Genomic DNA, 25,587 nt, shown 5'->3' with positions numbered 1-25,587 from the left:
AAGGACCGAGCGTCGAGCCGATTGCCACGGCGGAACCCTCCGCCGCCGAGCTTTGACATCAGATTCTGGTGGAGGCTGCTCGGGACTGGGCTGCCGCAGCCCCCCCCGTCGTCGTGAACGGTATGTATGAGAGGGGCCACGCGGGTACTCGGTAGGCTCAGCGACATTTCGGACGGATGGGAGAACGTGATGGCCGGGGAACCCTCAGTTCAGACGAATACGTCGGGAACGAGCCTGCTCGTGCACGTCAGTGGAGAAATGGACTATGAGACCGCTCCGTTCTTCCGTGATCACCTCCTGGACGTAATCGCCGGAGGCCAACGGCGTGTTGTGCTGGACCTGTCCGCGGTGTCGTTCTGCGATTCTTCAGGGCTGAGTGTGCTGCTGGGGGCCTGGCAGCAGGTGACGGGTTCCGGTGCCGTGCTGGTGCTGGCCCGTGTCCCGCCGAGAGTGCAGCGGATGCTGCAGGTGACCGGGGTGGACGCTGTTCTGCACATGTACGGAACTCTCGCCGAGGCTGAAGGCGAGCAGGCCGCCGGCAGCGGGGCCTGACGCGACGCTCGGCTCGAGCGCCGCCGCATGCAGCGCGGCACGCTCGGCTGCGCAGCGTGCTCGCGTCCGCCGGCCGCAGCGACGCAGTGAGCGCCCCGTGATGTTCTGCCGCCGGACGCGGAGCGAACTCCGGTCTGTTGGCCAGGAGAGCGACTGCCTCGCTGGTACGAGAACGAAAATCTGTGGCGGCCAGAGTAGACATTGGTCACTGGCCTGGTTATGGTTTCTCTCGTAGTCAGAAGGACAGCAGGGCCGGGCAGAGACGAACTGCCTGGCATCAGGACACGCAGTACAGCTAGTAGGGCTTGGTCATGTGCGGTCTGTGGCGGCGTGTCTTCTTGAACGGTCGTGTCGTTGACCGTGTGTGCTGAATGAGGAGTTGGCTGCGGTCCGGTGTGATCTGGAGGACTTCGCGGCGGAGATGTTCGAGCCGTTCGCGCGGGCGGATCAGCGCCGGTGGGGTGGGGTCTATCTGCGGGGCCTGCTGCTGGACGGCGGGCGCAAGTCGGTGGAACCGATGGCCGCCCGCCTGGGCGAGGACGGGAACCGGCAGGCCCTGGCCCACTTCGTCACCTCCAGCCCGTGGGACGCGGCGCATGTGCGGGCCCGGCTGGCCTGGCGCATGCAGCCGGTCATCAAGCCCACTGCGCTGGTCATTGATGACACCGGGTTCCTCAAGGACGGGGACGCGTCGGCATGCGTGACCCGGCAGTACACCGGCACTGCCGGCAAGGTCACCAACTGCCAGGCCGGAGTCTCGCTCCACTTGGCTTCCAACGGAGCCTCGGCGGCGGTGAACTGGCGTCTGTTCCTGCCCGGGAGCTGGGATCCTGCCTCGCCGAAGGCCGACCGGGCCAAGGTGGCCCGCCGTGACAAGTGCGCCATCCCTGCCCAGGTGGGGCATGTCGAGAAGTGGCAGCTGGCCCTCGACATGATCGACGAGACGCGGTCCTGGGGTATCGAGGTGCCCCAGGTGATCGCCGACGGCGGCTACGGGGACACCGCCGCCTTCCGGCTCGGCCTGGAGGAACGCGGTCTCGATTACGTGGTAGGCATCTCGACCACGACCACCGCGCAACCCGAGGACGCACAGCCGTGCACACCTGCCTACTCCGGCCGCGGTCCTCATCCGGTTCCTGCCTACCCCGAGCCGGCCCAGAGGGTGAAGAGCCTGGTCATCGCGGCCGGCAAATCGTCCGCGCGGCCGGTGCAGTGGAGGGAAGGATCACGACCGGGCAGCGGCCGCAGCGGATTCAAGCGCATGTACTCGCGCTTCGTGGCCCTGCGGATCCGGCCTGCCGGACGTGAGATCCGCAAGGCCGCGGCCACCGCCGAGCTTCCGGTCCGCTGGCTGCTGGCCGAATGGCCCGCCGACCAGGACGAACCCGTGCAGTTCTGGCTCTCCAACCTGCCCGAAACCACCCCACTACCAGTTCTCGTGCGCACCGCGAAGCTCCGCTGGCGCATCGAGAACGACTACCGAGAGATGAAACAGGCCCTGGGCCTGGCCCACTTCGAAGGCCGGACCTGGCCAGGCTGGCACCACCACGTCACCCTCGTATCGGTCGCCCACGCCTTCTGCACCCTCCAGCGACTGAGTCGATCCCCAAAAGAGACGGCGTCGGCCTGAGCCTCTACCGAGTCGTCCGCGAGCTGCAGATACTCCTCGCGACCTGGACCGGCGCCTGCCCCATCTGTCACCGCGACATGCCAGACCCCGCACCAACATGACCAAGCCCTACTAGTTGCAGTTCGCAGGACGGTGCGGTGGCGGAGCTTCGAAGCCAGGGTTTGTGCAGGAAGGCGACGTGGCTGGCGACCGGGCCGGACGGCCCGCGGTGATCAGGGGCCGTCATGAGCAGGACCGCAGTTGACGCAGTCGCAGTGCAGTGATCAAGAAGTACCTCGGTGAAGGCGTCGGCTGCGGGCGCGCGCATCGGGAGGTTCGGCAGTGGGGTTCTAAGCCAGAGCAGACGCAGGACGGGCGACGGGGCTGGCTGCCGGAGAGGGTGGCGCTGTCACAGGCCACCGAGCAGTACGCATCACGGTTGGCAGTACCAGCAGTAGTAGTAGTTGAGTGATCCCAGAGGGATGAACGGAGGATGCAGACACCATCAGGATCGCCCGGACGCCACGCGAGTCCGGGTACCGCAGGACATCGATAGTGAGGTGGTCTCCGGTCACGCAACCGCGATCCCCGCACCCCCGACCCCAGCATTCAGGTCGGGCTCGCGGAAACAGAAGGCCGGCGCCGAACCAGGGCCGGCAGATGGTGTAGCAGTTCCTTCGGGGCCCCGGTGCCATGGCACCGGGGCCTCTCCACGCGTTCCACAAGAGAGGTGCAAGTGACAGCAGAGGTCTCTTACGGCCGTCTCGACGACGACTACCCCGCCTACACCATGGGCCGGGCCGCCGACATGCTCAACACCACACAAGGCTTCCTCCGCGCCATCGGCGAAGCCCGCCTCATCACCCCCCTGCGCTCCCCGGGCGGCCACCGCCGCTACTCCCGCTACCAGCTGCGCATCGCCGCCCGCGCCCGCGAACTCGTCGACGCCGGGACCCCGATCGAGGCGGCCTGCCGCATCGTCATCCTCGAAGACCAGCTCGAGGAAGCCCGGCGCATCAACACCGAACACCGCCGCACCGACTGAACCAACAGCCGCGGCCTGACAGGGCTGCAACGGCTTGCTGCCCGCCCCATCCCATGGCCTCCCACCGGTGCGCGCCCCGACCAGTATCGACCTGACAGCCGTATGCACCCCTGGCCCCGTCGACTCGCAGCGGGGCCGCTGCCACCAGGGAGGCGAGACGCCGCACCTGTTTGGAGCCACAGAGCTGACACCCGCACTGGAAACGGCTGCAGTTTTCACCCATCCGCTCGCGCCCACGAAGGCGTCCTGTACCGCGTGGGAAGGAACTGCCACACCACCCCAACGCAGCCTGGGCGCCTGGCGTGCTAAGGCTGCCGACCGGTCTTCGGACACCGGTCCACCCAGATCTCGTGTCGGTGTGGGGCGGCACTCGACGGCGGCTGTCTCTGCCAACGGAAGGCGCCACCGACCACGCAGATTCCTGTCCTGTTCTGCCCCTGGGCTTGAGCAGGGCGGTGGGGTGGGACCCTGGAGGGGTGCATTCTCCCTGTCCAGCCCCTGATGAACTGATGGTGCTCAGTGCCCGTTTCGAAGCTCCCGGGGCGTTCGTGGTGGCGCTGTGGGGGAGCACCGGCCTGGATACAAGCGAGCGGCTGGACGCTGTTTTCGGCGAGGCCGTCGCTTCAGGATTTCCGGTGATAGTGGATCTGGCGGGGCTGGTCTTCTGCGATGCGCACCTATTGGGGCACCTGCTCGCTGTCCGTCTCAAGAGGAAGCTGATACTCGTTGGTCCGTTGAGTGACCAGCTTCAGCGTCGCTTCGCCGTCACCGGTATTGCGAGGGTCCTCGAGGTCCAGCCGGGCCTGACCGCAGCCCTCGCTCACCTCTCGCGCTGAATGCGCTGGGAGGCGACTGAGTTGAGGGACGGCCAGACCTGATGAGGTTTCCCCGTCATCACGTGACGAGCAAGGCAATGTCTACCTCGTACCGGCCACCACCGCATCCCTACCAGCGATTGGGCAGGCAGCTCTGCGCGCAGCTTCTGCACCATGCGCAGGTTCCAGGGGTTCGACGCATGGAGCTGGGCAATCAGCTCGACGTGGCGGCGAGAAGCCGGAGCCACACTCCCAGTCCCCGGCCGTCGCGTCGGACACCACCCAGCCTGGACCGTCAACCTCCTCAAAACCCCGGCCGCCACCGTGTCCGTAGCCGGCCGGCAGATCCCCGTCACCGGCCCCCGGTGAACAGACGCAGCACCGCTTCCGTAGGCCCAAGCCATCAGGCGTCGGCCGAGCCCGTTGGGGCTCGACCGGGGCTGAGGGGGATCCCGCGGGGCACTCGCTGTCCCCGCGGCGCCATCCCTGCTGGTACGCATCCGTACGCCGCGGCGTGATGCCACTTCGGCTGTTCGTGCCCGGCTGGCCCCACTCGTTCGTCGCCGCGCTGGAGCCCGGCCGACCTCGCGGTGCCAGATCCTGGACCTGCTGCGGCTGGAACCGGCGGACGATGTCACTGAGGTCACCGCCGCCCAGGTCTGCCGAGTGGTTTCACCGACATGCGCCGTTGGCAGGCGGGGGACCGCGAAATCCTGGCCGTACTCGACGCCGGCTATGACGCTCCGCGCATCGCCCACCTGCTGGAATGGCTGCCGGTGGCGGTCTTTGCCTCATCAAGCCCCGCAACGGGGGGCGAGCCTGATGCCGAGACCGTGCAGGTCACCGACCGTCACGGCGCAGCTCGCACGGTGGCCTGGGACCACATCCGTCCTCGGCTCACCACCCGCTCCGCGTGGATCGACCACACCGGCGACCCCCTGTTACCGAAAGGACGTTGATCCGCCTGGAGGTCGACCGCCTGCCCGGCGGCCACGACCTCCTCCCCGTCTGACTGTGGTCGTCAGCAACCGGCCTGGCGGTGCCCCGCATCACTGCCCATTAGGGTGGGCCTCCAGCAGGGTGTTGAGGCCTGCCCCCGCAGGCCGGTGTCGGTGATGCCCAGCAGCGCTTCATCTGCGGCCGCGCGCGCAGCAAACCTCCGACCGGCTTCTCTGGGTAGAGGGCGGCCAGCTCGGCGAGCGGACACGATGCCGTTCTTGCGGGGGAGGCAGTCGGTGCGCCTGCCCACGGTCACTACCGACTCATCGCGTTCTCAGCTTGCGGTTTCCGGCTCGGTTCTCCGCGATGTTTCGAATCTTCTTGCTGCTGCCCGACTCGGCGAGCAGGGCGAGGACCGCCAGGGACGTCGACTGGTGGGCGAGAAGGCGCTGCATCCAGTCTGTGACCTTCGCCAACTCGGGGGGTGCCGGCATGTGTCCATCCTTGATGGACAGGTAGAACAGCCAGTCGTGGATGCGGCGGCGGATAAACTCGCGGTGCCCTTCCGCTTTGAGCTGGTCGATCTCTGGCAGCAGCTCGGCCGACCACTGCCGGAACTCGGCGGGACCGCTCACCCTCATTGCGATCTCGTCCATGAGGGCGACCACCGCCGATTTGGACACCGTCTCGATGGGGTCTCGCAGGATTGTGGCCACAATTGCGGGGTCTCGGTCGCGGCTCCGCAAGGAAGCTGTCAGCAAGACGACGCGTCGGTACGCGGACCCTCGCACGTGCTCGTCCGCGACTGCGTCGTCAATGTCCACGTCGATGATGCCGACTCCCGCGAGCAATTCGGCCACATCGGAATGCAATGTCATCGCTTGATCCCCTCTCGCCGGTCCGGACTTCCCGTGGCGGGCATCTTCCTCTGGCCCGCACGCTGATCCAAACGCGATGGCCTCGGCAGGTGCACCATCGGACGCCGACTGAGGGAGCCAGATCGGTCAGGAGTTGTGCGCGCTCGGCCATGGGGATCATCAACAGGATCCAAGCGGTGTCGGTAGCGTTGAAGGCCGGTCCCGGCGACGCGCCGGCCGTCGACTGCGAGGTGCAGCCGACGGCCAGCAGTGCCACGACTATGGCGCATGCCGACCACAGGGTCAGAACGTGCCGGCGGAGTTGCACTTGGCCTTCTGGGTGATGCAGTCCTTCACGCGGTGCCCGAGACCGGCGTTGTCCCAGGCGTTGAAGAAGTCGCCGTGGATGGACGATGCCATGCCCGAGGCCAGCCGGAAGCCCGCGGTGCTGCCGCTGGTCGGATAGCTGACGACGAAGGAGAGGTTGGGGATGGCGACAGGGTAGGCGCCGCTGCACTTGCCGTCGTAGGTGGTCGCCACGTGCGACTTGTGGTCGGGACTGTCGAGGTTCTTGCCGTCCCAGCAGTCGGGGAAGACGAGTTGGTGGGTGAGATGGGCCTTCGGGGCGCAGCGCGGCCAGTTGCCGTCGGCGCTGCGGCCGATCTCACCGCCCTCGCCGGCGCACCAGTACTGGCCAGGCGAGCCCGCCGGGGTGGGCGTCTGGGTCTTGGCGTTGCCCGCGATCATGCGGAACCCCTGCGGGAAGGGCACGGTCGCCGAGGGGTCGACGAGCCGGGAACCGTAGTACACGATCATGCCCTCGGCTTCGACGGCCTTGTCGCCTTCGTACAGAGTCGGGATCCAGTACGCCGAGAGGTCGTTGGCGGGGGTGCAACTGGTGGGTGTGTTGGTCAGCAGCGACTGGGTCGTGGAGAACGCGTCGGTGCTCCTGTTGCCGAAGAAGCTGTGCATGTGGGACGCACCGGGCAGGCCCGGCAGGACAATGGGGTCGTCCGGCTTGGAGTGACTGTAGGAACAGGTGGCGTTGAACTCCGGGACCCGGACGATACCGGTGGGCACCGCTGCGGGCGTCATCGCACGGAACTGCGCCAACTGGGCGTCCCACTTGGCCTGGTCGATGGGGACCCATCCGGCCGCCGGGCTGTCGCCCGCGCCGACGAAGGAGAACCAGTTGATGTTGACGAAGTCCCCGGCCGCCGTGCTGCGCAGCACGGCGAACACCGTCTGGGAACCGGTGGGATGGGCGGTGACATCGGTGGCCTGGGTCGCCCAGGTCTGCCAACCGCCGGTCGGGGCGACCGGTATGACGGCGAGCAGTGGTCCGGTCAGGCTGCCGGTCCGGAATTCCACCGTGCCCGAGCCGACGGCGGACGCGATCCGGGCCGACACCGTCAGCTGGCCGGTCGCGCCGAGGTCGACGTTGTCGAAGCGCATCCAGTCGCCGTTGGCGAGGAACGCGGCGTTCTGCCCGCCCCCGATGTCCCCGGTCGCCTCCGACGCGACACCCGACTGGGCTGCGTAGGACTCGGCTTGGACGGTGACCGTCGCGGCCTGGGCCTGCCGGGTCGACACAGTCACGCTCAGGGCGGCGACCAGCACGACCGCCAGAGTGCTCACCAACAGCGTGTACAGATGGACGGAATATCTACGCATTTCACTTCCTTACGGGCATCAGGGGTGATGGGTCCGCTTCTCGCCGAAGTACGGCGATGGAGGAGCGGAAGGCGGACAGTGGCGTTTGCCCGCAAGGGGGATTCAGGTGTCTCGGAGAACTGCCCACAGGGGGCGGGTGGAGCCGCCCGGGATTTTTCGCGGTCACCGGACGGCCAGGGTTACTGATAGACCCGCACGTGGTCGACGAGCATCTTGGCGGGGAAAGGAGTGCTGGCGTCTGTCGGGCCCGGCCAGTCACCTCCGACCGCCAGGTTGAGGATCAGGTAGTGAGGGTGGTCGAAGATCCACGGACCGCGTGTCCGCTCCACCTGCTCTTTGTCGAGAGTCAGAACGGTCCGGCCGTCCAGGCTGTAGGTGATGCCCTTGCTGTTCCAGTCGGCGACCCAGGTGTGGAAGTCGTCGGAGAAGTCGGCGTTCCCGGGCAGTGTGTACGGCGCGCCGATTCCACCCCCGCCGTTGTAGGCGGGCGCGTGGACGGTCGAGTACGCGGTCTTCACGTCCTTGCCGAGGATCTCCATGATGTCGATCTCGCCGTTGTACGGCCAGGGCCGGCCCGTCAGGAAGTCGCCGCCCATCATCCAGAAGGCGGGCCACAGACCGTTGCCCTTGGGCACCTTGATGCGTGCTTCGACGCGCCCGTAGGTGAACTGGAACGTCGCGCCGGTGTTCATCCGCGCCGAGGTGTACTGACACGTGGTGCTGCCGCTCAGCGGGTCACGCGGGCACGACGATCCGGCCGTGACCTCCTTGCGGGCCTCCATCACCAGGTGTCCCGCCCCGTCCAGCGCGGCGTTGCGGTGGTCGGTGTAGTTCTCCAGCTCGTTGTTCGGCCCGGTGCCTGGGTCGGCCCTCCACTTCGAGGAGTCGGGTTTGCCGCCTGCCGCGCCGTCGAACTCGTCGCTCCACACCAGCCGCGGCGGGTTCGCGGGGTCACTCGGCAGCGGCGGAGCCTGTATCGGATCGCCGCCGGTGCCGTACACCTGGAACTCCCACAGCGAGTAGCCGTAAGGGGTGGCACGCTGCGTCCCGTACATGCGCACATAGCGGCCGGTGCCGGAGACGGTCAGCGTCTGCTTGAAGCCCGTGCCGGACGTCGTCGAATAGATCGGTGTCCAGTCGGCTCCATTCGACGAGACCTGGATCTGGAAGGACTTGGCGTAGGCGGGATCCCACTGCAGGACGACCTTGTCGATCTGCGCCGTCGCACCGAGATCGACGGAGATCCAGCCCGGATCAGTCCATCCCGTGGTGGAGCTTGTGGACCAGCGGGAGGCCGGATCCCGGTCGAATGCCCTGGCCGGCGTGCAATCCCAGCAGTTCTGATCACTCTGGGAAGAGGAAGCCGCGCCCGGCCTGCCGTAGGAGAGCAGCCTGGCGGCGTCACCGCCGGGACCGTCGGCGGTGCCGTACACCTGGAACTCCCACAGCGAGTAGCCGTAAGTGGTGGCGCGCTGCGTCCCGTACATGCGCACATAACGGCCGGTGCCGGAAACGGTCAGGTTCTGGGTGCCGCCCGTGCCCGCGGCTGTCTGGTGGACGACGGTCCACCTCTCCGCGTCGCTCGATACCTCGATCTTGAACGCCGTGCCGTACGCGGCTTCCCAGTTGAGGACGACCCGGCTGATCCCGGCACTCGCCCCAAGGTCGATCTGAATCCACTGCGGGTCGGCGAAGGCGCTGGACCATCGCGTCCCGGGGTCGCCGTCGACGGCGCTACGAGCGCTGAAGTTTCCCTCGGTACTCGATGAAGTGGCGGGCTTTCCCTGAGAGAGCAGCACCTCGGCCGCCTGCGCGGAAGGGGGAGGGAGAGCGATGAAAGCGAGCAGTGCGGCCGCGAGGGCCAAAAATAAGCTGAAGCGACGCAGCGGCGCTTGCACGGGCGACTCCTCAAGTGGGGGGGGAGTCAGGGAGCGCTCCCTGAAAGGGAGAATGGAGGGACTAGTAGAGGCTGTCAAGAGCTTCTTCACCTCGAAAAAACAGCGGCGTAACACCTACGACCCACGGAGGGAGCGGTCTCTCATGGCCTGCGCAGCGCGCCGACAGCCAGGGGGGTAGTGCTGAAAGGGACGCCTTTCCGAGCACGCTCGTGTAGCCCCGGCCTGCGGATACGCTGCTCGCATCGCCATGACGCAGAGCCGGAGGTCGCCCTGATGAGAAAACCCGCCCCGCGCACGAACCCGGGCGGCGGCACAGGGGACGGACAGGTATGAAACGCCCCACTCTCGATGTGGTAGCCGCCCGAGCGGGTGTGTCAAAATCGAGCGTCTCCCGGGTCATCAACGGTGAGACGACGGTCGCCCCGCAGATCCGAGACGTCGTCATGCGCGCCGTAAACGAATTGGGCTACGTGCCCAACGGCGCGGCACGCAATCTCGTCACCCGCCGCACAGACACCCTCGCCGTGGTGGTATCCGACCCGCCTCAAGGAGTCGTCTCCGACGACCCCCTCTTCTCCGCCGTGGTCCGCGCCGTCAGCAGAGAGCTCGAGACGGCGGGCAAACGGCTCGTGCTCATGCTCGCGGAATCGGACCGGAGCCGGACCAGGGTCGTGCAGTACATCGCCGGCGGGCATGTGGACGGCGTGCTCCTGGTCGCCCTGCACGGTACGGATCCGCTGCCGGCCGCACTGGCCCGGCAGGGCCTGCCTGTCGTGTCCTTCAACCGCACCTCCGCACAGGACGTCCCGTACGTCGCGCTGGACAACGCAGGCGGAGCGGCGCTGGCCGTGCGTCATCTCCTGGAGCGCGGTCGGCGCCGGATCGCCACCATCACCGGACCGCTCGAACTGTACGAGGCGCGTGAGCGTCTCGATGGCTACCGGCAGACGCTGCGTGACACCGGCCGTCGCTCCATCGTGGCTCTGGGCGACTTCACCAGAGCCTCCGGCGCCGAAGCCATGCAACAGCTCCTGGAGGACGAGCCCGACCTCGACGCGGTGTTCGCAGCCAACGACTTGATGGCGATCGGAGCCCTGCGCACCCTCCATCAGGCGGGCCGACGTGTCCCCGAAGACGTGGCGGTCATCGGCTTCGACGACATAGAAGCCGCGTCCTACACCAGTCCCGCGCTCACCTCGGTGCGCAGCCCGATGGCCGACCAGGCGACCGCCGCCGTCCACCTGCTCCTCGGCCTGATCGACGGCGGCCCCACTGGGCCGGTGATCATGCCGAACGAACTCGTCGTGCGCGACTCGACCTGATTTCCCGTCAGCACGCCTCACCTCGCGAGCGGAGCGCTGGCACCGACGGCGCTCCGCTCGCGCCGGAACTGCTCATTCGCCCCGGCGGTTTCTTGACAGGGCGTGGCTTCCCGGGGGTTATCGGGTCGTGAAGCGGCGGTGGAGGTTGCGGGCGACATGCACGCCGGGGCCGCCGAAGCCGATGATGTCGACGCGTCCATCACCGGTGGTGTCGGCGAGGAATCGTGGGTGGCGTGCGACTCGCCAGCCGCCGGCGTTCTCGCTGTAGCCGAAGCCGCGGCAGACCAGCTGGGCCTGCTCGAAGCCGCCGTCACCGTCGTTGTGTGATACCCAGACCCCCTCGTTGCCGAAGCCGACGAGATCAGGGGAGCCGTCGCCGGTCACGTCGGCGAGGAGGCGGAGGTGCTTGTCGGCAAGCCAGCCGCCGGTCTGTTTGCCGTGGCCGAACGCCTTGAGGGCCGGTTGGCCGCCGGCGGGCGCGAATGCGACACCCTCGTCCTGGGCGGAGAGCCGGACACCATCGACGCAGAGCACAACGGCTCTGGGACGGCTCTCGCTCGTGAGCTTTGCGAGGGTCCACAGGCAGGTCCGCAGGACTCGCAGACGATGCGGCCGCCTGCAGTACCCGCTCGTCGTCGTAGAACGTCCCGTCCCCTCGGCTGAAGGAGGTCACCGCGCCCTTGGCGGGTTTGAGCCCGACGATGTCCGCCTGCCCGCTTCCCGTGGTGTCGGCGAGGAGGCGTTCGCCCAGTGCCGCCCACCCACCTGGCTGCCCGGCAGGGCAGGGGCTCGGGCGGGGTCCACGCGGCATAGTCTCGGAGATGGAGGTCATCGCGTGCCGGCCGGACAGCGGCCTCCTGTAGCGGGTGTCCGAGCGGGGCCTGGTCAGCCAAACGGAGACGCGCCGGACGGCGCGGCGTTCAACGGAGTGGTGTGGGGTGAAAGTGGAGTTCAAGCTGTCCTGCATCCGGGCCGGCGGCGGTTCGCGTGCCGATGAGACCGAGGCGGCCATGGCGGTACGAACCGTCATGTCCGCCCCTGCCGTGATCGCCCGGCCCGGGCACCGTCCGGTCGACGCGCGGACGCCGGCCATGCGAACGTCCGAAGTCCGTTCGCTGAACCGGCCCGCTGCTGCCGTCCGGTGTCGTGACAGGACGGGTGCCACCGTCAGCGCGGGAGGGGCAGCAAAAGGGCGTCCCTGTACCAGTTCGGCGGACGGTCGACCTTGCTGACGGTACGAGCGTCGAGCGCGACCGTGGCGGAACTCGTCCCCAACGTTCCGTCCGCGTGCCAGGTGCCTACGACGGTCACCCACGTGTCGGCGGGCGGGGTCTCACTACCGTAGATCCGTACTTTGACCGCCTGGGCGTCCGCCGAGCAGCAATTGATCAAAAGCCGGGTCAGGTCCCATCCCTCGCCCCGTTCGACGGGCGTGACGAAGCCGGTCATCTGAATGCTGCGTCCCTTGAGGGCCTGTTCGGGGTCCTGCCCGACACGACTGGCGAAGTCGCCGAGGGTCAGCGGAAGGGGCGAGATCGACGGGAGCGGTTCGAAGTCGTCCTGCTGTACGGCGATCGGCTTGGAGGTCTGCCGGGAGGCGGTGTAGGCGCCGAGGGCCGGCGGGGCGTAGAAGAGCATGCTCAGCGCGGGCAGGAATAGGAGCCAGGCCGCCCGGGGCACACCGGAGTGGTCGTGAGGGTGACTGTCGTGGTCCTCGTACGTTCCCTGTTCACCCTCGTCCCGAGGTGTGCCCGGCCTGCGGTGCGACCAGGCGTCGGCCACGCCGAGCAGGAGCAGCAGAACCCCCGATGCGATCAGCATCGGACGCATCCAATCCTTGACGTAGCGCAGGTAGAGGTCGGTGAGGAGCGAGATGTGCAGCAGGCCGGTACCGCTGAGGACGAGCAGGATCGCCTGCAGGGAGCGCTTCACAGCAGTATCCCTCCGACGAGTGTGCTGGACAGGATGGCGACGACCGCCGTCGCGGTGGAGAAGCGGATCGCGAAGGCGCGGCCGAACGTGCCCGCCTGGAGCGCGATCAGCTTGAGGTCGACCATCGGTCCGACCACCATGAACACCAGCCGTGCGACGGGCGAGAAGCCGGTGAGCGAGGCCGCGAGGAAGGCGTCGGCCTCTGAGCACACCGACAAAAGGATGGCGAGCCCGGCCAGGAACAGCACCGACAGCCAGGGCGAGCCGGAGAACGTGTCGAGTACGGATTCGGGGACGGCGACGTTGAAGGTGGCCGCGGCCATGGCCCCGACGACGACGAAACCGGCCGCGTGCAGGAAGTCGTGCTGGAAGCCGAGCCGGAACTCCGTCCAGCGACTGTGTCCCGGTTGGTGCCCGGTGTGACGCACGGTCGGCCGCAGCCACTTCTCCCGACCCAGCGCGAGCCACAGCCAGCCCATCACGACGGCCGTGGCGAGCGAGGCGAGCAGCCGGGCCACGACCATGGACGGGTTGCCGGGAAAGGCGATGGCCGTTGTGGTCAGGACGACCGGGTTGACGGCCGGAGCCGACAGCAGGAAGGCGAAGGCGGCGGCCGGCGTGACACCGCGGCCGATCAGGCTGTTGGCGACGGGTATCGACGCGCATTCGCAGCCGGGCAGTATGACCCCGGCTGCCCCGGCCACCGGGACGGCGAGCGCGGGTCTGCGGGGCAGGGCTCGGTCGAACACCCTTGCTGGTACGAATGCGTTGATAGCGCCGGACAAGGCCGTTCCCAGCAGCAGGAACGGCAACGCCTGAACGGAGATGGAAAGGCAGACGTTCCGCCACGCCTGCACGGCCGGTTCGTCGCCCCACAGGCCGACGACGACGACCAACGTTCCGGGAAGCACCGCCGCGCCTAGAAAAAACAGTGACAAGAACAGGGGCGAGCCGCGGAGGGGCGCCTCGTCGTCGGCGACCATGGGAGCCACTTCGTCCACCGAGGCCTCATACGGATCCTCTGACCGTTGAACTGTCTTTTGCATAGCGCTCCGATTATCTGATGCTCGGATCGAAAGATACCTGTCACTCGTCCCGCACTCCGGCGCACACCGGTGATGGCCGCGGCGAACAAGCCAGGAGAAGCGGCGGCGCAGCACGCATGTCGTTGGGAGCCCTGGCGCCGGCTCGACCTGCCGGCGTGGGGAGAATCGCCGGTCCAGGTGCCGGACCAGGAATCCGGTGCGCCGGGGGTAGCACAGCGCTTTTCCGTCGCCCTGACCAGCGGTGTGGTCATGGCGTGGGGCCCGTGGGGGCTGCGCGGCACCGCAAGAATGAGGAAGCCCCGGCCGGGATCGTCGGGGTTGCGGATGGGTAGGTCTCGTAACGGACCTGCGGTGCCGTACCGCTGCCAATGCCCTGTTTCACGTGGCGCAGATGAGCGTCCGCGAGGTCGATGCCCGTAACCTTCGTGGGGACACCCTTGGCGTCGGTCAGGCCGATCACCAAGGCGCTGCCGATGTGGTTGGCCGAGGCGCAGATGTCCTTGGCCAGCTCTTGCTTGCCCTTCGGATCCGCAGCGGCGACCTCCCGCTTGAACTCCAGGTCTTCCGCATCGGCCAACGGCTTCTACACCAGCCGGCCCAGCTATCTGTTCGCAGGTCAACTGATCAACTCGGCCGCCGAACAGTGCTTCCAGGCGCCGGGGTGAAGCGTCATGACCGGACACTGCACTCATCGGTACCTGCCGCCTGGCGGCGGTGAACCGGGGGAGGGTGCTGGGCAGCAGGCTGAAAGCGGCGACCGTGATCACCTCACCCTCGTTCCATTGCAGCGAGTTGCTGTGCTCCCTGCCTGCCCTGAGGTTCCAAGATCAGTGGAGCGGAGAGCCTCCGTCGGGCTCGGCACAGTGCGCCCGCTGCTGACTTTCTTCGTCTGCAGCACCGGATCTGAGGGCCCGGCGAGTGCTTGCCGGGCCAGCCAGGTGGAATCCGACCACCCCGTGCGCTCGCAGCTCCTGAAGGTATGGGAGGCGTATGCCGGGCAGCGTGTCGAGGATGTCGGCTTCGGCTGCGCGGATACTGCGGGGCCGGGAGCTTCGGGAACTCCGCCAAGGGCGCGGCGAGTGGTCACCGCCCCGCCCACAGCCACGGCCGCGGGCCGAGCGCGATGAGGCTCCACCAGTTCGCCACCAGCCAGGAGAGCACCTGCCCGTCATCCACAGCCACCGCCTAGCCAGCATGATCGCCAGGCAGACAGCGCAGGTGGACCCCGTCGACCGATGTCATCGTCGGCGGGGCCCACTTGTGTGCGGTACGGGCCGGACCGGACGATGCCGTGGCTGCGACCACCGTCCGGCCCGGAGTTCAGGGGTGCGCTGCCAAGGCGTCCGGGTGCTCGTGCTCACACGAGTCGTCGATGCCGTAGGTGTCCCACTCGGGGAAGGGATCGGCTGCGGGCCGCGCCTCACCCTCCGACATCAGGCATGCGGACAACGCTTCGTGGAGTGTCTCCGCGCGCAGATCCGTACCGATGAAGACCAGTTCCTGACCCTGCGTGGTCCCGGAGTCACGTGCGCCGGATGGCTCGAAGCGGGCCACGGAGCCTGCCTGCGACCAGAGACCGATCACATTCGGCCGACTGGACAGCCAGAAGAAGCCCTTGGAACGCAGAACCTGGCCGTACCGGCCGCTGTCTAGCCCGTCGGTGACAAACGTCCACAGGCGGTCGGGATGGAAGGGACGGTCCGAACGGAAGACCGTGCTGGAGATTCCGTACTCCTCGGTCTCCGGCATATGGTCTCCGTTCAGCTCCCGCACCCATCCGGGAGCCTGCTGGGCCCGTTCCAGGTCGAAGAGGCCGGTACCGAGGACCTCGGACAGTTCCACGCGCCCACGGCTGGCGGGCACGATCCGGGCCGCAGGGTTGAGGCGGTTGAGCGCGGCGTTGAGCTGCTCACGCTCTCGCTCGTCCACGAGGTCCAGCTTGTTGAGCACGATGACGTCGGCGAACTCGATCTGGTCCATGAGCAGGTCGCTGACCGTGCGCTCGTCGTCCTCGTACTGGTCGAGTCCACGCTCGGCGAGGCCGTCACCCCCGGCCAGTTCCGGCAGGAAGTTGGCCGCGTCGACCACGGTGACCATGGTGTCGAGCCGGGCGAGGTCGCCCAGCGTCGCCCCGTCGTCGCGTGGGAAGGAGAAGGTGGCGGCCACCGGCATCGGTTCCGAGATGCCGCTGGACTCGATCAGCAGGTAGTCGTAGCGCCCTTCGCGGGCGAGTCGGTCCACTTCTTCGAGGAGATCGTCGCGCAGTGTGCAGCAGATGCATCCGTTGGTCATCTCGACCAGGCGTTCCTCGGTGCGTGAGAGGGCCGCCTCGCCCCCGCGCACCAGCGCCGCATCGATGTTGATTTCGCTCATGTCGTTGACGATCACTGCGACTCGCAGGCCCTCGCGGTTGCCGAGGACATGGTTGAGCAGTGTGGTCTTACCGGCTCCCAGAAAACCGGAGAGCACGGTTACGGGCAGCAGGTCCTGCGCCATTGAAGGATCAGTCCTCGGGGTGCAGGAAGCCGCGCTCGTACGCCTTCACCAGCCGCTGCGGCACCTGGTAGACGGAGCCGTCGACGGTCACCGGCACGAGCTGAGGCGTCGTGGCCTTCCACTGCGCGCGGCGGTGGCGGGTGTTGCTGCGGGACATCTTCCGCTTCGGGACTGCCATGGAGACCTCCTGGGTCGGCGTAGGCAACGAACGCTATATGAAAATGATATTCAATATCAAATGGCTCAGTGGGCACGAAGCGGCTTCCTCGCCCGTGAAGCCTCCCTAGGACGGCGCACTCCTCGCCGACTTGAGGTCGCCCCCTCTGCGTCCTCTCCCGGTTGAGGTTGCTCATTGCGCACACCGTTCCCGTTGCACCATGTGCGAAAGGGTGGACGAACGAAACCGCAGGTAGTCGTCCACCCCCTCGGTCTCCCACGGCGGGCAACCGATTGGCTGGACCGCCATCGACGCTGTGCCTGGGACACCGAAGCCGAGCGTCGGAGTGGTCCGGGCCCAGCCGCGTCCACGGCGCATCTGGAGCGCGATCAGCAGAGCGGCGGCGAAGACGGGTAACCGTATCGCAAGACCCACCATGACTGTTCAATCGCTGCTGAGAGCGGCTGTGCCTGTGCACGCGCGAGGCTACTCCAGCTCCTGGCGGGTACCCGCCTCGCGGAGGCACGTTGTCACGGGCTCGCCAAGGGTGCGAGCCCCCCGATGCAGAGGGAGTGGGAATGAGGCTGCGCGACTTCGCTCAGGCCACGGCTTCCCGGTGTTCAGCAGAGGTGCTGAGCGGCCGGTACCGTTTGGACGACCGCCTCGGCTCGGGCGGCGCCGCGGACGTGCACCGAGGCTTCGATCTGCGGCTGAGACGACCAGTCGCAGTCAAAATTTTCCGGCCCGATGCGTGCCTCGGCGGGCAGGAGGGCCTGGACAGCGAAGCGCTGATCCTGGCCCGGCTCCACCACCCCGGACTCCTCACCGCCTTCGACGCCGGGCAGCACGGCGGGCGTGCCTTCCTGGTCATGCAACTGATCGAAGGCATCACGCTGAAGGAGCGCATCGCCCAGGGCCCGCTTACACCCGAGGCCACTGCCTCACTCGGGGCCGCTGTCGCTCTGGCTCTGGGTCACGCACACGAAGCCGGAATCGTCCACCGCGACGTGAAACCCTCCAACATCCTCCTGGACCACGCCGACCACCCCCACCTGGCTGACTTCGGCATCTCGCGGCTTCTAGACACCACCAGCCACACGGCCACCGGCACACTCATCGGCACGCCCGCTTACCTTTCTCCCGAGCAGGTCCTCGGCCAGCCCGTCGGCCGGCCCGCCGACATCTATGCCCTCGGCCTGGTACTCCTCGAATGCCTCACTGGAACGCTCGAGTACGAGGGCCTCCCTCTGGAGGCCGCGATCGCACGACTGCACCGTCCCCCCGTTCTGCCTCCTGAGCTCCCCGAACGACTGAGCCGCCTGCTGCGCAGGATGACGGCCCTGGACGAGCAGGACCGACCACCGGCCCGCGACTGCGCCCACGAACTGCTCGCAGTGGCGGACACAGCCGCCCGCCGTCCCCTCGTTCCATCGCCCCCCACCACGAGCCTCGTCGCTACACGACCGTCATCACAAACGGGCGGCCATACGCACCCCAACTCCGGGCTCGGCAAAGGACACACCACCAGCCCACGCCCGCCCGCACGGAGGCGCACCGTGGCAGTCGGCACGGCCGTCGCACTCACCGCTGTCGTGGCGACCGCACTCAGCGTCACCGGCACCTCCGCACCGCAAGACAACGACCGCACCGCAACCAGGGCCACCGGTAGCCCCAGCGGCACGACAAGCACACCCAGCAACACGGGACACAAAAGGGCGCCCGCTGCCTCGCCGACGGCATCGGCCCCTGACCACAGTGCCTCTGCCAACAAGCGCCCCGACGCATCCGCAAGCAACTCAGCATCCAGGTCAACACAACCCGCACCGAAGAACAAAGACACCCCAAGGACGCCAACGGCAAGTGACACGGCGACCCGATACCCCTCCCAACCACCCGGTCAGGCAAGGAAGGCAGACACGGACGAGAGCAAATCCCGAAAGAAGCACAAGTCGGCGGCCCCGAAACGCTGACGCAACGCCCACCGGGAAGGTGCCCCTCCTCAACGGCACTGCTGCACCGTGGCGGCTGCGCCACCTACCCGGACCAGGTGGGGCTGATCTCCCGGGAAGACGCGATGGTGGCCCTGGCCGAACCGGACATCGAGCCGTGCGAGGTCTGCCGACCGGACACCAGACTGATGGGCTGAACTCACGGCACCAGATGCCGCACCCCTACGCCGCCACGTACGTATGCGCACGCCCGCCCCGCCACTGGACCCATTCCCGGCAGGTCCAGCAGCCGCTCCGCGTCCGGAAGCCCGGCCCGCCGCAGGAACTCGATGAGGTCTGGTCCTCGTAGGCGAGCCCGGCGATCTGCCCACGGATGGTGACCCGCCGCCCGCCCGTGGGAGAAAGGCGTCCGCCGCGTGACCCCGGTGCCCGGCGGGCCGGGTTCTGCGGGGCGTCGCCCGCTGAAGAGACTCACCAGCACGGAGACGTCTTCCTCGGCACTGTCACCGCCGCCGGGTCGCGTACGACACTGCGGGGTCCGGACCTGACGTACACGATCACCGGCAGTGTCGAGCTGCCCGCCGATCTCGGCAAGAAGGCGCTGTACGCCGATCCCGGCACGGTGATCGCCCCCCCCTGGAAGGCGGCGGCCGGGCGCCGGGTGGCCTGCGACTACGAGTCGCGCACCGACACCTCGGAGTCGGTGATCAAGTGGGCGATTGAGTACAGAACGCTCAGCTCACACGAGGAACTTGTCCCCAAGCCGTGGACAGGTACCGGCCCATGATGGGGCGCCGGTCCCTTTGCCGGGTAGGGTGACAACATGCAACTGTTTCTGACTCCTCCTCCGCCCGCCGCCTGAGGCGGGCAGTCATGCAGAGCCGTCCCGGGGTTACCGGGGTGGCTGCGCGGGTTGCCCACGGAGACATCGTGATGGCAATCAATCGAGGAGACCTCAGTTGCAGTCCTCTTCTGCCCTGCCCGTTCGGCAGGGTGTTTTCTACGTCGCAATCGCGGCCACAGCATGGGGAACTGGTGGCGCAGTGGCCGCCGAACTGTACGACGTCGGCGAAATCGGCCCCGTCTCCGTTTCCTTCTGGCGGTTCCTGACCGGCCTTGGGCTGCTTCTTTCAGCTCACCTGGTCCGACGGTCACGGCGGCCGGAGACGGCGGCGTCGCTGCGCGCAACGTTCGCGGCAAACCCTCGGCGAGCCCTGGTCACAGGCTTCGGACTGGCGGTGTATCAAACGGCCTACTTCGCCTCCGTGCAGCAGGCCGGACTGACCGTGGCCACGGTGGTGACCCTGGGTTCGGGTCCAGTACTGGTCGCCATCGGAGCCCGGCTCACGCTGGGCGAGCGCACCGGCGCCGCAGGAACCGCAGCACTGGTGAGCGGCGTCGTCGGCCTGGTGTTGCTGACGGGGGGCGCGGACGGGAGCACTGGCCCGGCTCCCCTACTGGGCATCGGGTACGGGCTGCTCTCCGCGGCCGGCTACGCGGGAGTGATTCTGCTGGGGCGCTTCTCCGGCCGAAAGAACGCCGGGGTTGCGTTCGAACCCACGGTGATCGGCTTCGCGGTCGGAACGGTCTGCCTTCTGCCGATGGCTCTGCTGGAGGGCTTGCTGCCCGACCTGGAGCGTCCGGCATGGACCCTGGGCCTGATCCTCTACGTGGGCGCTGTGCCGACTGCGCTGGCATACACCTTGTTCTTCGCCGGCCTCGGCGTCGTACGGGCAACCACGGCATCCGTGGTCGCCCTGGTCGAGCCGCTCACCGCAGCGGTCATCGGCGTCCTGGTCTTCGGCGAGCGGCTCAACGCGATCCTCCTCACCGGAACGGCCCTTCTGCTGTTCGTCGTTGTCTTCCTCGCCGCCGACGAGGGGGTCGGCCGAGGCGCCTCCCGGAGGACGTCCGGTCCAGGTGCTGACCACGGTCGGCGCACGTCGCGTCCGGCCACACAGACCAAGGGCTGACATCCAAGCACCAAACACAACGCGGGCGGCGGCCGTTGAGGCCTTCGCCCGCCATCACTACTGGTAGCAGGTGATGCGCTTGGCGCTAACACACAGTCGCCGTCGAGATCCCCGCCCGACCCGGTGGGACCACGCCACGCGCTACCGGCAGGTCGCCCTCGACCGAGGAGCCCTTGGTGCTTCTGGGGTTGCTTTGGCGATGCGCGAGCGCAGGTGGATCCCGCCGGCGCTGTCGGAGACGCTGGGCGCGGTGACCCAGCCCGCGAGAAGGAGACCGAGGGCGTCGACGCCCATATGGCGCTTGCGGCCCGCGATCTTCTTACCCGCGTCGATGCCCTGGCCGGTGGCCAGGACGTTGGCAGACGTCTTGATGCTCTGGGCGTCCAGGACGCACGCGCTCGGTTCGGCGTCCCGGCCTGCAGCCTCCCGGACAAGTCGGCGCAGCAGTGGGGCGGTGGCTGAGGCGGGCGTCATCTCGGGGAAGCGGGGCAGCGCTGCGCTGGCACTTGTTTCGGCCCGTCGCGGAGCCCCGGACCGGCGACCGACGGTGGGCCGCTCCGCTCCGGCTGCGCCAACCCCTCCTCCAGCAGTCCCGGTGACGGCTACCGTGGCAATACGACCACTGGAGGACCTGATGAGCGCGCAACCCGAGGAAGCCCCGACCCCGCCGGCCCCGGCCGCCGCAGCCCACGTGCTCGCCCAGCTACGCGCCGACCGCCGCGCGGAGACATGGGTGCCGGCCTTCGAACGGGACTGGACCAAGGCTCTCGAGGACTCCCGCCACACCTACAGCCTGACCCCGCTCCACGATGTCGTGCGTGCCTGGCAACTCCGCGTCGCCGCAGCCCCGGCCGTCGACGCCTACATGGACTCCGGCCGCGACGAGGCGGCCTTCGTCGACCTGGACGACATCCTTGGCGCCCGTGGATGACCGCTGAACCGTGGGCGGTACGCCTGTCACCCCAGGCTGCGAAAACACTCACCGACCTTTCCCCAGCCGCCCGGGAAATGGCCCGCGACGTCCTCGACATCGCGGTGCGCTCCCCGTGGGGCTGGCCGCAGTGGAACACCGGCGATCCCGAAGGCGAAGGCGTCCGCGCCGCCTCCATCGGCCAGCTATCCATCGTCTACGTAATCAACCAGCTCACTCGGCACCTGGCTGTCCTGGACATCGTCTGGCTTGGCTAGCCACCAGGCGGGCGTGCCCGTAAACGCTCCAGCGCACGGCGGCGGAGCGCCAGGCCCGCGCCGAGGCCGACGGAGTCGGGAGCCCGCCACCGCCCGCTTAGACGCTTCTGCAGCTGACGTTCCGCTGTTCGGAGCTCCCAATGGCACCCCCGCCCGCACACTCGCACCGGGCGCCGCCCAGTTGACGATCTCAGCAGGGTGATGGCGATCAGGCGACAAGTGCGAGCGTCGGGCTCACGGGGCCTGTCCGGAGAGGAAGCCGCGCGGGACGTTGGCCGTATCGACCGGCGTCGATCGCGGAGGCTAGGTTCCTTGGTGGAGGTTCGAACGTGAAGTTACGAGTAATGACCAAGTACGCGCGGATACCGCCGTACCCGCTGCGGTGTCCCCGGCTGCGGGGCATCGTTAGGCAGTACACAACGTCGTCCCGCAGGGTGCGGCAATCGGCGTGAGGGCGGGAGGAGACCGGTGAGCGAACGCAGTTCGATCGAGTGGACCGAGGCGACCTGGATCCGACAACCGGCTGCGACCGGGTGTCCGCCGGATGCGACAACTGCTGAAGTTCATCAGCAGCTCGGTCGCCGGCCGCTTCTCCGGCCGCTTGCGTGCGAGCACCTCCACCAGCCGGCTCTGCGGCAGGACGAGCCCGCACGGGTCCAGGAACAGGAACAGCGGCTCCCGTACCGCCCGCTCGACGACCTGGTCAAGGACGCCGTCGACTTCACCGCGGTGGGCATGCGCCCGCACGCCACGGGCCTTGTACTGCTCGACCACCTCATGCAGCCGGTCGTACACTTCGCCTGGGCCTCCGAGAAGAAGCAATCCAGCGTCAGCCCATTCTTTGAACGCAAGTCTGAGGCGACCCGCAGGGCAATCTCCCCGGAGGCCGGCTGACCGTTCTCGTACCGGCCCTCACCCGCGTACCCGTCCAGGTACACCACCCGCTTGTCGTGCGACTGTGCGCCCGTCATCCCGCCGAACTGCGGCAGGTACCGCCTCAGGAGATCGTGCTTGAACACACTGGGCAACGCCTTGTCCGCCCAGTACTCCCCGCTTGTGTCCGACGACATCGCAACCCCGGCTCCGCAGTATCCGCGTGCTCACAGATAGTCAGACATGGGGCGGGGTTGAGCACAAGAGCGCACCAGAGAGCCGCACGCTCCGGGCCATGACACCTACCGCAGCGTTCCCCGCACACTGCCAGGAGCCGGAGTAGCCCGCCCTCTGGCGGCCCCGGGGCTGCGGCCCGGAACGGACGGCCTGCCCCGGGGCCAGAAGCGCAGCGCCTGAGGCCGTCGCCTGGCGCAGGATTGCCTCCCGCAGCGCGTCAGCGGCCCTCGACCCAGCAGAGGAACTGTTCTGGCGGCGCACGGCCGTAGCCGTTGCGGCAAGGCAATCTGCCGCGCTGGAGCAGTCGGTGGACATCCCTGCGCCAGAGAATTAACCTCCGCTTTTTGAGCAGTGCACGCCCTCTGAAAGGTTGATGCAAGTGAACATAGCGCTGGTAGGTATCGGATTCGAGGATAATCCGGCAGCCACTCTCATCCTAGGAGCGTTGATAATGATGGCGGCATTCGGCCTGCTCTACTGGCGCTACAAGCGTGAAAAGAAGTAGCTCTGCGCTCTGACGAGTGTGAATTTCATGCCTGCCCCTCCGGCAGATACAGCCACGTGCACCCGCTCGTCAGCACGTACACCACGTCCGTGAACGCCGCCCGCTCCTCCACCGAAGCAGTTCCTCCGCCCTGCGGACGGGTTGCGAACGGTGGCAACAACGGAGCGGTCAGCTCCCACAGTTCGCCCGGCACCAGCCGACGCGACGGATCAGCACTCACAGTCCGACAGCAGCATGCTGCATCAGCGAACGACCACATGAGACACCCTCTTAAGCTCGACCCCACCCCACCGCACCAGCGAACGGACCCCCCTACGTGACCAACGGCCTCACCTGGATAGGCGCCCACGCCCACACCGCCACGCCCGTCCCCGGAATGCGCGGTGGCATCTCCCTCACCCTCGCCCGAGGCATCGACCCTGACGAGTTCCTCATCAACCTCGGGGCCGACCTTGATCAGCTCGCCGCCCGCACCCCGCTGGCCGCACTGCGTAGCCGGCCCACCCCGCCCGGCCACGACCCCACCCGCTACGCCTGCGCGATGTACGGCAGCGAGGGTGAGTGGACGTACGTGCTGGAGAACGACCACGCCGCGACCTGGGCAACCGGCTTCCGCCGTGTCCCCTCGATGAGGCCCGGCCCGGGTGAAGAGATCCTGTGCGCCAGCCGGAACCTGTACAGCCCGCCCGCCGCGATCCTGCACGTCGAAGGCGACGAGGTGATATGGCGCGCAGAGTTCGGCACCACCACCGGCCACGAGTCGGCGTTGGACGCGGCGCTCACCGCCGCCGGTGCCGTCTTCCCCTCCATCCCCGACGCCACCGCCGACGAGGTGACCGCCTACTACGAACAGCACGGCGCGCGCCTGCCCACCCTGGTGTTCACCGCGCTGGGCGCGTACACGGGGCTGAGCATCGACCAGGATGCCGCACAGGCCGGGAATCTCCCCGCCGTCCACCTCCTCACTCCTTGAGCGACTCTGTCGGGGATCTTGTGCGTGCGGCTCATTTACCTTGTGCCACCAGCATCCCCAGGTCGGGCCGCGGGCATCGAGGTACTGCTGGAAGGTCGTGGGGCGTCGGGGGCGGTGGGGGTGGCGAGGCTAGGCGTTCGATGTTGATGGCGATGCCGGTCAGGAGGGCTGCACGTGTGTCTTGCGGTGGCCGTGGTAGCGGCTGCGGCGGGCCCGGTGTCCGTTGATGAACTCGCAGATGGCGCCTTCGACTCCGGACTGGGCGGCGTAGAACCTTCTCCACCCCAGGCGGAGGTGGCCGACCACGCCGACTGGCGGGTGGAAGTCGCCCACCCCACGCCGGCCGGGAACCTTCTGCCCGACTGCATGGTGCTCCTGGCTGACGGCTCCAGCGCGTTCGTGGAGATCGACCGCACCATGTCCTACGCCCGCCTGCTCGCCAAACTGGAGCGTTACGACGCCTACCGCGGCGCCCCCGCGTCCGGGCGCGGAAATGCCGCCCGCGCCCCGCGCAGCCACTGGCAGGAGACCTACGCCGGGCCGTCGTTGGAGGGGCCCTTCCCACCACTGCTGTTTGTCTTCGCCCCGCCCCGCGCCGCGCGGCCCCGGACACGCGGGAGGCCACCGTCCACGACCGTGCCCGGCCGAACTGGCGGATCAGCGTGGCGACGACGACCCTGCACCAGCTCACCCACGACGGGGCCGACCCGCCCGTGTGGCGGGTCGTCGGCCACGGTGAAGACCGGCGGGTGCTGACCACATTGCCCAAGCCGCAGTGAGCACAGCGGGCCCGGCCTCCACCCAGGCCGGGCCCATGGTGATGTCCTGAGCGGGGTCCAGCGGCGGACCTGTGGACAGAGGCCGGAGATTTCTCCCCACTCCCCGGATATAGACGAATGCGACGTTGATCGATAGATGGCGGCTCGCGGTTCGACGCCTGTGAGCTGCGGTTGTGTGCGGAGGGGCGGCGGAGGGGCGGCGGCGGGCGCGTTGAGGCGCGCGTCTATGGGGGACAGAAGGTCACCGCTGCTTGATGCGGCTGAGGCGGCGAGCATGCGGTTCTCGCGGGCCTCGATCGCGGCGAGGGCGGCGGTGATGTCCAGGCCGTCCAGCCGCTCGTGGGGGGAGGGGGCCGGCCTCGAGCATCTCCAGCGGCGCACCGAAGGCGACGTCCAGGTCGATGTTGCCGAAATCCGGCAGCTCCACGTCGATCGCGTCCAGCAGCTCCTGGGTCTCCGTGTCGAAGCGCGGGTCTCCGTGTCGAAGCGCTCGGTGGCGGGGCTGGCGCCGCGGACCTGGTGGAGGCGGCCGCGAACGGGCTCGGCATCCGCGAAAATCGCCTCTGCCCTGAGCGAGTGGACGCCCTGAAACCTCGCCGCGCGACGGAGTGTCGAACATGCGGCGAGGCGAAAGCCAACGAGAACAGGGCTGTCCACCCCGGTCTTCCGGGCGTACGCTCCGGCCATGAACACCACGCCGAACCCGCGCACCGCCCAGCAGGACCAGGACCCCGGATGGGGCCTTACCGCCTCCTGAATGACCGCCGC

The 25,587-nt window shown here is 68.1% G+C and carries 24 protein-coding genes and 3 pseudogenes; 16 read left to right on the top strand and 11 right to left on the bottom strand.

Annotated features, from left to right (window positions below; genetic code table 11):
- Window positions 1-126: 126 nt before the first annotated feature.
- The 5 genes and pseudogenes from ACHFIV_RS12225 to ACHFIV_RS12205 all read left to right on the top strand — a co-directional run.
- On the top strand, window positions 127-552 hold the full coding sequence (locus ACHFIV_RS12225) for an STAS domain-containing protein (protein WP_398966838.1): 426 nt from the start codon (window positions 127-129) through the stop codon (window positions 550-552).
- A gap of 364 nt (window positions 553-916) precedes the next feature.
- Window positions 917-2,182 carry an IS701 family transposase gene (locus ACHFIV_RS12220; RefSeq protein WP_398966835.1) on the top strand — a complete coding sequence of 422 codons (1,266 nt, stop codon included), beginning with the start codon at window positions 917-919 and terminating at the stop codon, window positions 2,180-2,182.
- 715 nt (window positions 2,183-2,897) lie between these two features.
- On the top strand, window positions 2,898-3,206 hold the full coding sequence (locus ACHFIV_RS12215) for a MerR family transcriptional regulator (RefSeq protein ID WP_398966832.1): 309 nt from the start codon (window positions 2,898-2,900) through the stop codon (window positions 3,204-3,206).
- A gap of 509 nt (window positions 3,207-3,715) precedes the next feature.
- The gene (locus ACHFIV_RS12210; RefSeq protein WP_398966830.1) at window positions 3,716-4,042 is read left to right on the top strand and encodes a hypothetical protein; all 327 of its coding nucleotides are present in this window, start codon (window positions 3,716-3,718) and stop codon (window positions 4,040-4,042) included.
- Window positions 4,043-4,553: 511 nt separating this feature from the next.
- Window positions 4,554-5,030, top strand: a pseudogene (locus tag ACHFIV_RS12205) (NF041680 family putative transposase); the annotation flags it as partial.
- Between the two features lie 253 nt (window positions 5,031-5,283).
- Here ACHFIV_RS12205 and ACHFIV_RS12200 read toward each other — a convergent pair.
- From ACHFIV_RS12200 to ACHFIV_RS12190, 3 genes are all read right to left on the bottom strand, one after another.
- Window positions 5,284-5,838, bottom strand: coding sequence for a hypothetical protein (locus tag ACHFIV_RS12200; protein WP_398966828.1), 555 nt, complete (start codon window positions 5,836-5,838; stop codon window positions 5,284-5,286).
- Window positions 5,839-6,120: 282 nt separating this feature from the next.
- Window positions 6,121-7,491, bottom strand: coding sequence for a DUF1996 domain-containing protein (locus ACHFIV_RS12195; protein ID WP_398966826.1), 1,371 nt, complete (start codon window positions 7,489-7,491; stop codon window positions 6,121-6,123).
- Window positions 7,492-7,670: 179 nt separating this feature from the next.
- Entirely contained in the window at window positions 7,671-9,389 is a 1,719-nt protein-coding gene (locus ACHFIV_RS12190; RefSeq protein ID WP_398966823.1) for a discoidin domain-containing protein, read from the bottom strand.
- Between the two features lie 329 nt (window positions 9,390-9,718).
- Between ACHFIV_RS12190 and ACHFIV_RS12185 the strand changes: the two genes are divergently transcribed.
- A complete protein-coding gene (locus ACHFIV_RS12185) occupies window positions 9,719-10,711 on the top strand; it encodes a LacI family DNA-binding transcriptional regulator (RefSeq protein ID WP_398966820.1) in 993 nt (330 codons plus the stop codon).
- A gap of 117 nt (window positions 10,712-10,828) precedes the next feature.
- Here ACHFIV_RS12185 and ACHFIV_RS12180 read toward each other — a convergent pair whose 3' ends face one another.
- The 6 genes from ACHFIV_RS12180 to rpmF all read right to left on the bottom strand — a co-directional run bounded on the left by ACHFIV_RS12180 (window position 10,829) and on the right by rpmF (window position 16,363).
- Entirely contained in the window at window positions 10,829-11,245 is a 417-nt protein-coding gene (locus ACHFIV_RS12180) for an FG-GAP repeat domain-containing protein (protein WP_398966817.1), read from the bottom strand.
- Window positions 11,246-11,878: 633 nt separating this feature from the next.
- Window positions 11,879-12,643, bottom strand: coding sequence for a TIGR03943 family putative permease subunit (locus ACHFIV_RS12175; RefSeq protein WP_398966815.1), 765 nt, complete (start codon window positions 12,641-12,643; stop codon window positions 11,879-11,881).
- Entirely contained in the window at window positions 12,640-13,689 is a 1,050-nt protein-coding gene (locus ACHFIV_RS12170; RefSeq protein WP_398966812.1) for a permease, read from the bottom strand. Before ACHFIV_RS12170 ends, ACHFIV_RS12175 begins: the two co-directional genes overlap by 4 nt.
- Window positions 13,690-13,936: 247 nt before the next feature.
- Window positions 13,937-14,266 (bottom strand): helix-turn-helix domain-containing protein, encoded by a 330-nt coding sequence (locus tag ACHFIV_RS12165; RefSeq protein WP_398966809.1) that lies wholly within the window; start codon window positions 14,264-14,266, stop codon window positions 13,937-13,939.
- Between the two features lie 743 nt (window positions 14,267-15,009).
- On the bottom strand, window positions 15,010-16,185 hold the full coding sequence (locus ACHFIV_RS12160) for a GTP-binding protein (RefSeq protein ID WP_398966806.1): 1,176 nt from the start codon (window positions 16,183-16,185) through the stop codon (window positions 15,010-15,012).
- Between the two features lie 7 nt (window positions 16,186-16,192).
- Complete coding sequence (rpmF, locus tag ACHFIV_RS12155; RefSeq protein ID WP_398966804.1) at window positions 16,193-16,363, bottom strand: 50S ribosomal protein L32; 171 nt, start codon at window positions 16,361-16,363, stop codon at window positions 16,193-16,195.
- A gap of 557 nt (window positions 16,364-16,920) precedes the next feature.
- Here rpmF and ACHFIV_RS12150 point away from each other — a divergent pair.
- From ACHFIV_RS12150 to ACHFIV_RS12135, 4 genes are all read left to right on the top strand, one after another.
- Entirely contained in the window at window positions 16,921-18,312 is a 1,392-nt protein-coding gene (locus ACHFIV_RS12150; RefSeq protein ID WP_398966802.1) for a serine/threonine-protein kinase, read from the top strand.
- Window positions 18,219-18,488 carry a DUF6233 domain-containing protein gene (locus ACHFIV_RS12145; protein WP_398968174.1) on the top strand — a complete coding sequence of 90 codons (270 nt, stop codon included), beginning with the start codon at window positions 18,219-18,221 and terminating at the stop codon, window positions 18,486-18,488. Before ACHFIV_RS12150 ends, ACHFIV_RS12145 begins: the two co-directional genes overlap by 94 nt.
- 197 nt (window positions 18,489-18,685) lie before the next feature.
- Window positions 18,686-19,078 carry a hypothetical protein gene (locus ACHFIV_RS12140; protein ID WP_398966801.1) on the top strand — a complete coding sequence of 131 codons (393 nt, stop codon included), beginning with the start codon at window positions 18,686-18,688 and terminating at the stop codon, window positions 19,076-19,078.
- A 256-nt stretch (window positions 19,079-19,334) separates the two neighbouring features.
- The gene (locus ACHFIV_RS12135; protein ID WP_398966799.1) at window positions 19,335-20,264 is read left to right on the top strand and encodes a DMT family transporter; all 930 of its coding nucleotides are present in this window, start codon (window positions 19,335-19,337) and stop codon (window positions 20,262-20,264) included.
- A gap of 168 nt (window positions 20,265-20,432) precedes the next feature.
- Here ACHFIV_RS12135 and ACHFIV_RS12130 read toward each other — a convergent pair.
- Window positions 20,433-20,711, bottom strand: a pseudogene (locus ACHFIV_RS12130) (transposase); the annotation flags it as partial.
- 187 nt (window positions 20,712-20,898) lie between these two features.
- Between ACHFIV_RS12130 and ACHFIV_RS12125 the strand changes: the two are divergent.
- The 4 genes from ACHFIV_RS12125 to ACHFIV_RS12110 all read left to right on the top strand — a co-directional run bounded on the left by ACHFIV_RS12125 (window position 20,899) and on the right by ACHFIV_RS12110 (window position 23,067).
- Window positions 20,899-21,195 carry a DUF6247 family protein gene (locus tag ACHFIV_RS12125; RefSeq protein ID WP_398966796.1) on the top strand — a complete coding sequence of 99 codons (297 nt, stop codon included), beginning with the start codon at window positions 20,899-20,901 and terminating at the stop codon, window positions 21,193-21,195.
- Complete coding sequence (locus ACHFIV_RS12120; protein ID WP_398966793.1) at window positions 21,192-21,452, top strand: hypothetical protein; 261 nt, start codon at window positions 21,192-21,194, stop codon at window positions 21,450-21,452. Before ACHFIV_RS12125 ends, ACHFIV_RS12120 begins: the two co-directional genes overlap by 4 nt.
- A 468-nt stretch (window positions 21,453-21,920) precedes the next feature.
- On the top strand, window positions 21,921-22,346 hold the full coding sequence (locus tag ACHFIV_RS12115; protein WP_398966791.1) for a hypothetical protein: 426 nt from the start codon (window positions 21,921-21,923) through the stop codon (window positions 22,344-22,346).
- 595 nt (window positions 22,347-22,941) lie between these two features.
- Complete coding sequence (locus tag ACHFIV_RS12110) at window positions 22,942-23,067, top strand: LPXTG cell wall anchor domain-containing protein (protein WP_398966788.1); 126 nt, start codon at window positions 22,942-22,944, stop codon at window positions 23,065-23,067.
- Between the two features lie 25 nt (window positions 23,068-23,092).
- On the opposite strand, the gene ACHFIV_RS12105 is transcribed toward ACHFIV_RS12110, so the two are convergent.
- The gene (locus ACHFIV_RS12105; protein WP_398966785.1) at window positions 23,093-23,326 is read right to left on the bottom strand and encodes a transposase; all 234 of its coding nucleotides are present in this window, start codon (window positions 23,324-23,326) and stop codon (window positions 23,093-23,095) included.
- 57 nt (window positions 23,327-23,383) lie between these two features.
- Here ACHFIV_RS12105 and ACHFIV_RS12100 point away from each other — a divergent pair, with 57 nt between their 5' ends.
- Window positions 23,384-24,040 carry a hypothetical protein gene (locus tag ACHFIV_RS12100; RefSeq protein WP_398966782.1) on the top strand — a complete coding sequence of 219 codons (657 nt, stop codon included), beginning with the start codon at window positions 23,384-23,386 and terminating at the stop codon, window positions 24,038-24,040.
- A gap of 174 nt (window positions 24,041-24,214) precedes the next feature.
- Window positions 24,215-24,451, top strand: a pseudogene (locus tag ACHFIV_RS12095) (hypothetical protein); the annotation flags it as partial.
- Window positions 24,452-25,587: the final 1,136 nt, after the last annotated feature.

It is taken from the genome of Streptomyces sp. ALB3, assembly GCF_044385685.1.
Taxonomy (GTDB): Bacteria; Actinomycetota; Actinomycetes; order Streptomycetales; family Streptomycetaceae; genus Streptomyces.
This window is presented reverse-complemented; position numbering and strand designations above follow the sequence as displayed.

Coding starts and splice junctions, on each gene's coding strand:
- rpmF (WP_398966804.1), bottom strand. CDS start 16,363: ATGGCAGTCCCGAAGCGGAAGATGTCCCGCAGCAACACCCGCCACCGC.
- ACHFIV_RS12150 (WP_398966802.1), top strand. CDS start 16,921: ATGAGGCTGCGCGACTTCGCTCAGGCCACGGCTTCCCGGTGTTCAGCA.
- ACHFIV_RS12105 (WP_398966785.1), bottom strand. CDS start 23,326: ATGTGGTCGTTCGCTGATGCAGCATGCTGCTGTCGGACTGTGAGTGCT.
- ACHFIV_RS12170 (WP_398966812.1), bottom strand. CDS start 13,689: ATGCAAAAGACAGTTCAACGGTCAGAGGATCCGTATGAGGCCTCGGTG.
- ACHFIV_RS12210 (WP_398966830.1), top strand. CDS start 3,716: ATGGTGCTCAGTGCCCGTTTCGAAGCTCCCGGGGCGTTCGTGGTGGCG.
- ACHFIV_RS12195 (WP_398966826.1), bottom strand. CDS start 7,491: ATGCGTAGATATTCCGTCCATCTGTACACGCTGTTGGTGAGCACTCTG.
- ACHFIV_RS12125 (WP_398966796.1), top strand. CDS start 20,899: ATGAGCGCGCAACCCGAGGAAGCCCCGACCCCGCCGGCCCCGGCCGCC.
- ACHFIV_RS12120 (WP_398966793.1), top strand. CDS start 21,192: ATGACCGCTGAACCGTGGGCGGTACGCCTGTCACCCCAGGCTGCGAAA.
- ACHFIV_RS12200 (WP_398966828.1), bottom strand. CDS start 5,838: ATGACATTGCATTCCGATGTGGCCGAATTGCTCGCGGGAGTCGGCATC.
- ACHFIV_RS12225 (WP_398966838.1), top strand. CDS start 127: ATGAGAGGGGCCACGCGGGTACTCGGTAGGCTCAGCGACATTTCGGAC.
- ACHFIV_RS12185 (WP_398966820.1), top strand. CDS start 9,719: ATGAAACGCCCCACTCTCGATGTGGTAGCCGCCCGAGCGGGTGTGTCA.
- ACHFIV_RS12160 (WP_398966806.1), bottom strand. CDS start 16,185: ATGGCGCAGGACCTGCTGCCCGTAACCGTGCTCTCCGGTTTTCTGGGA.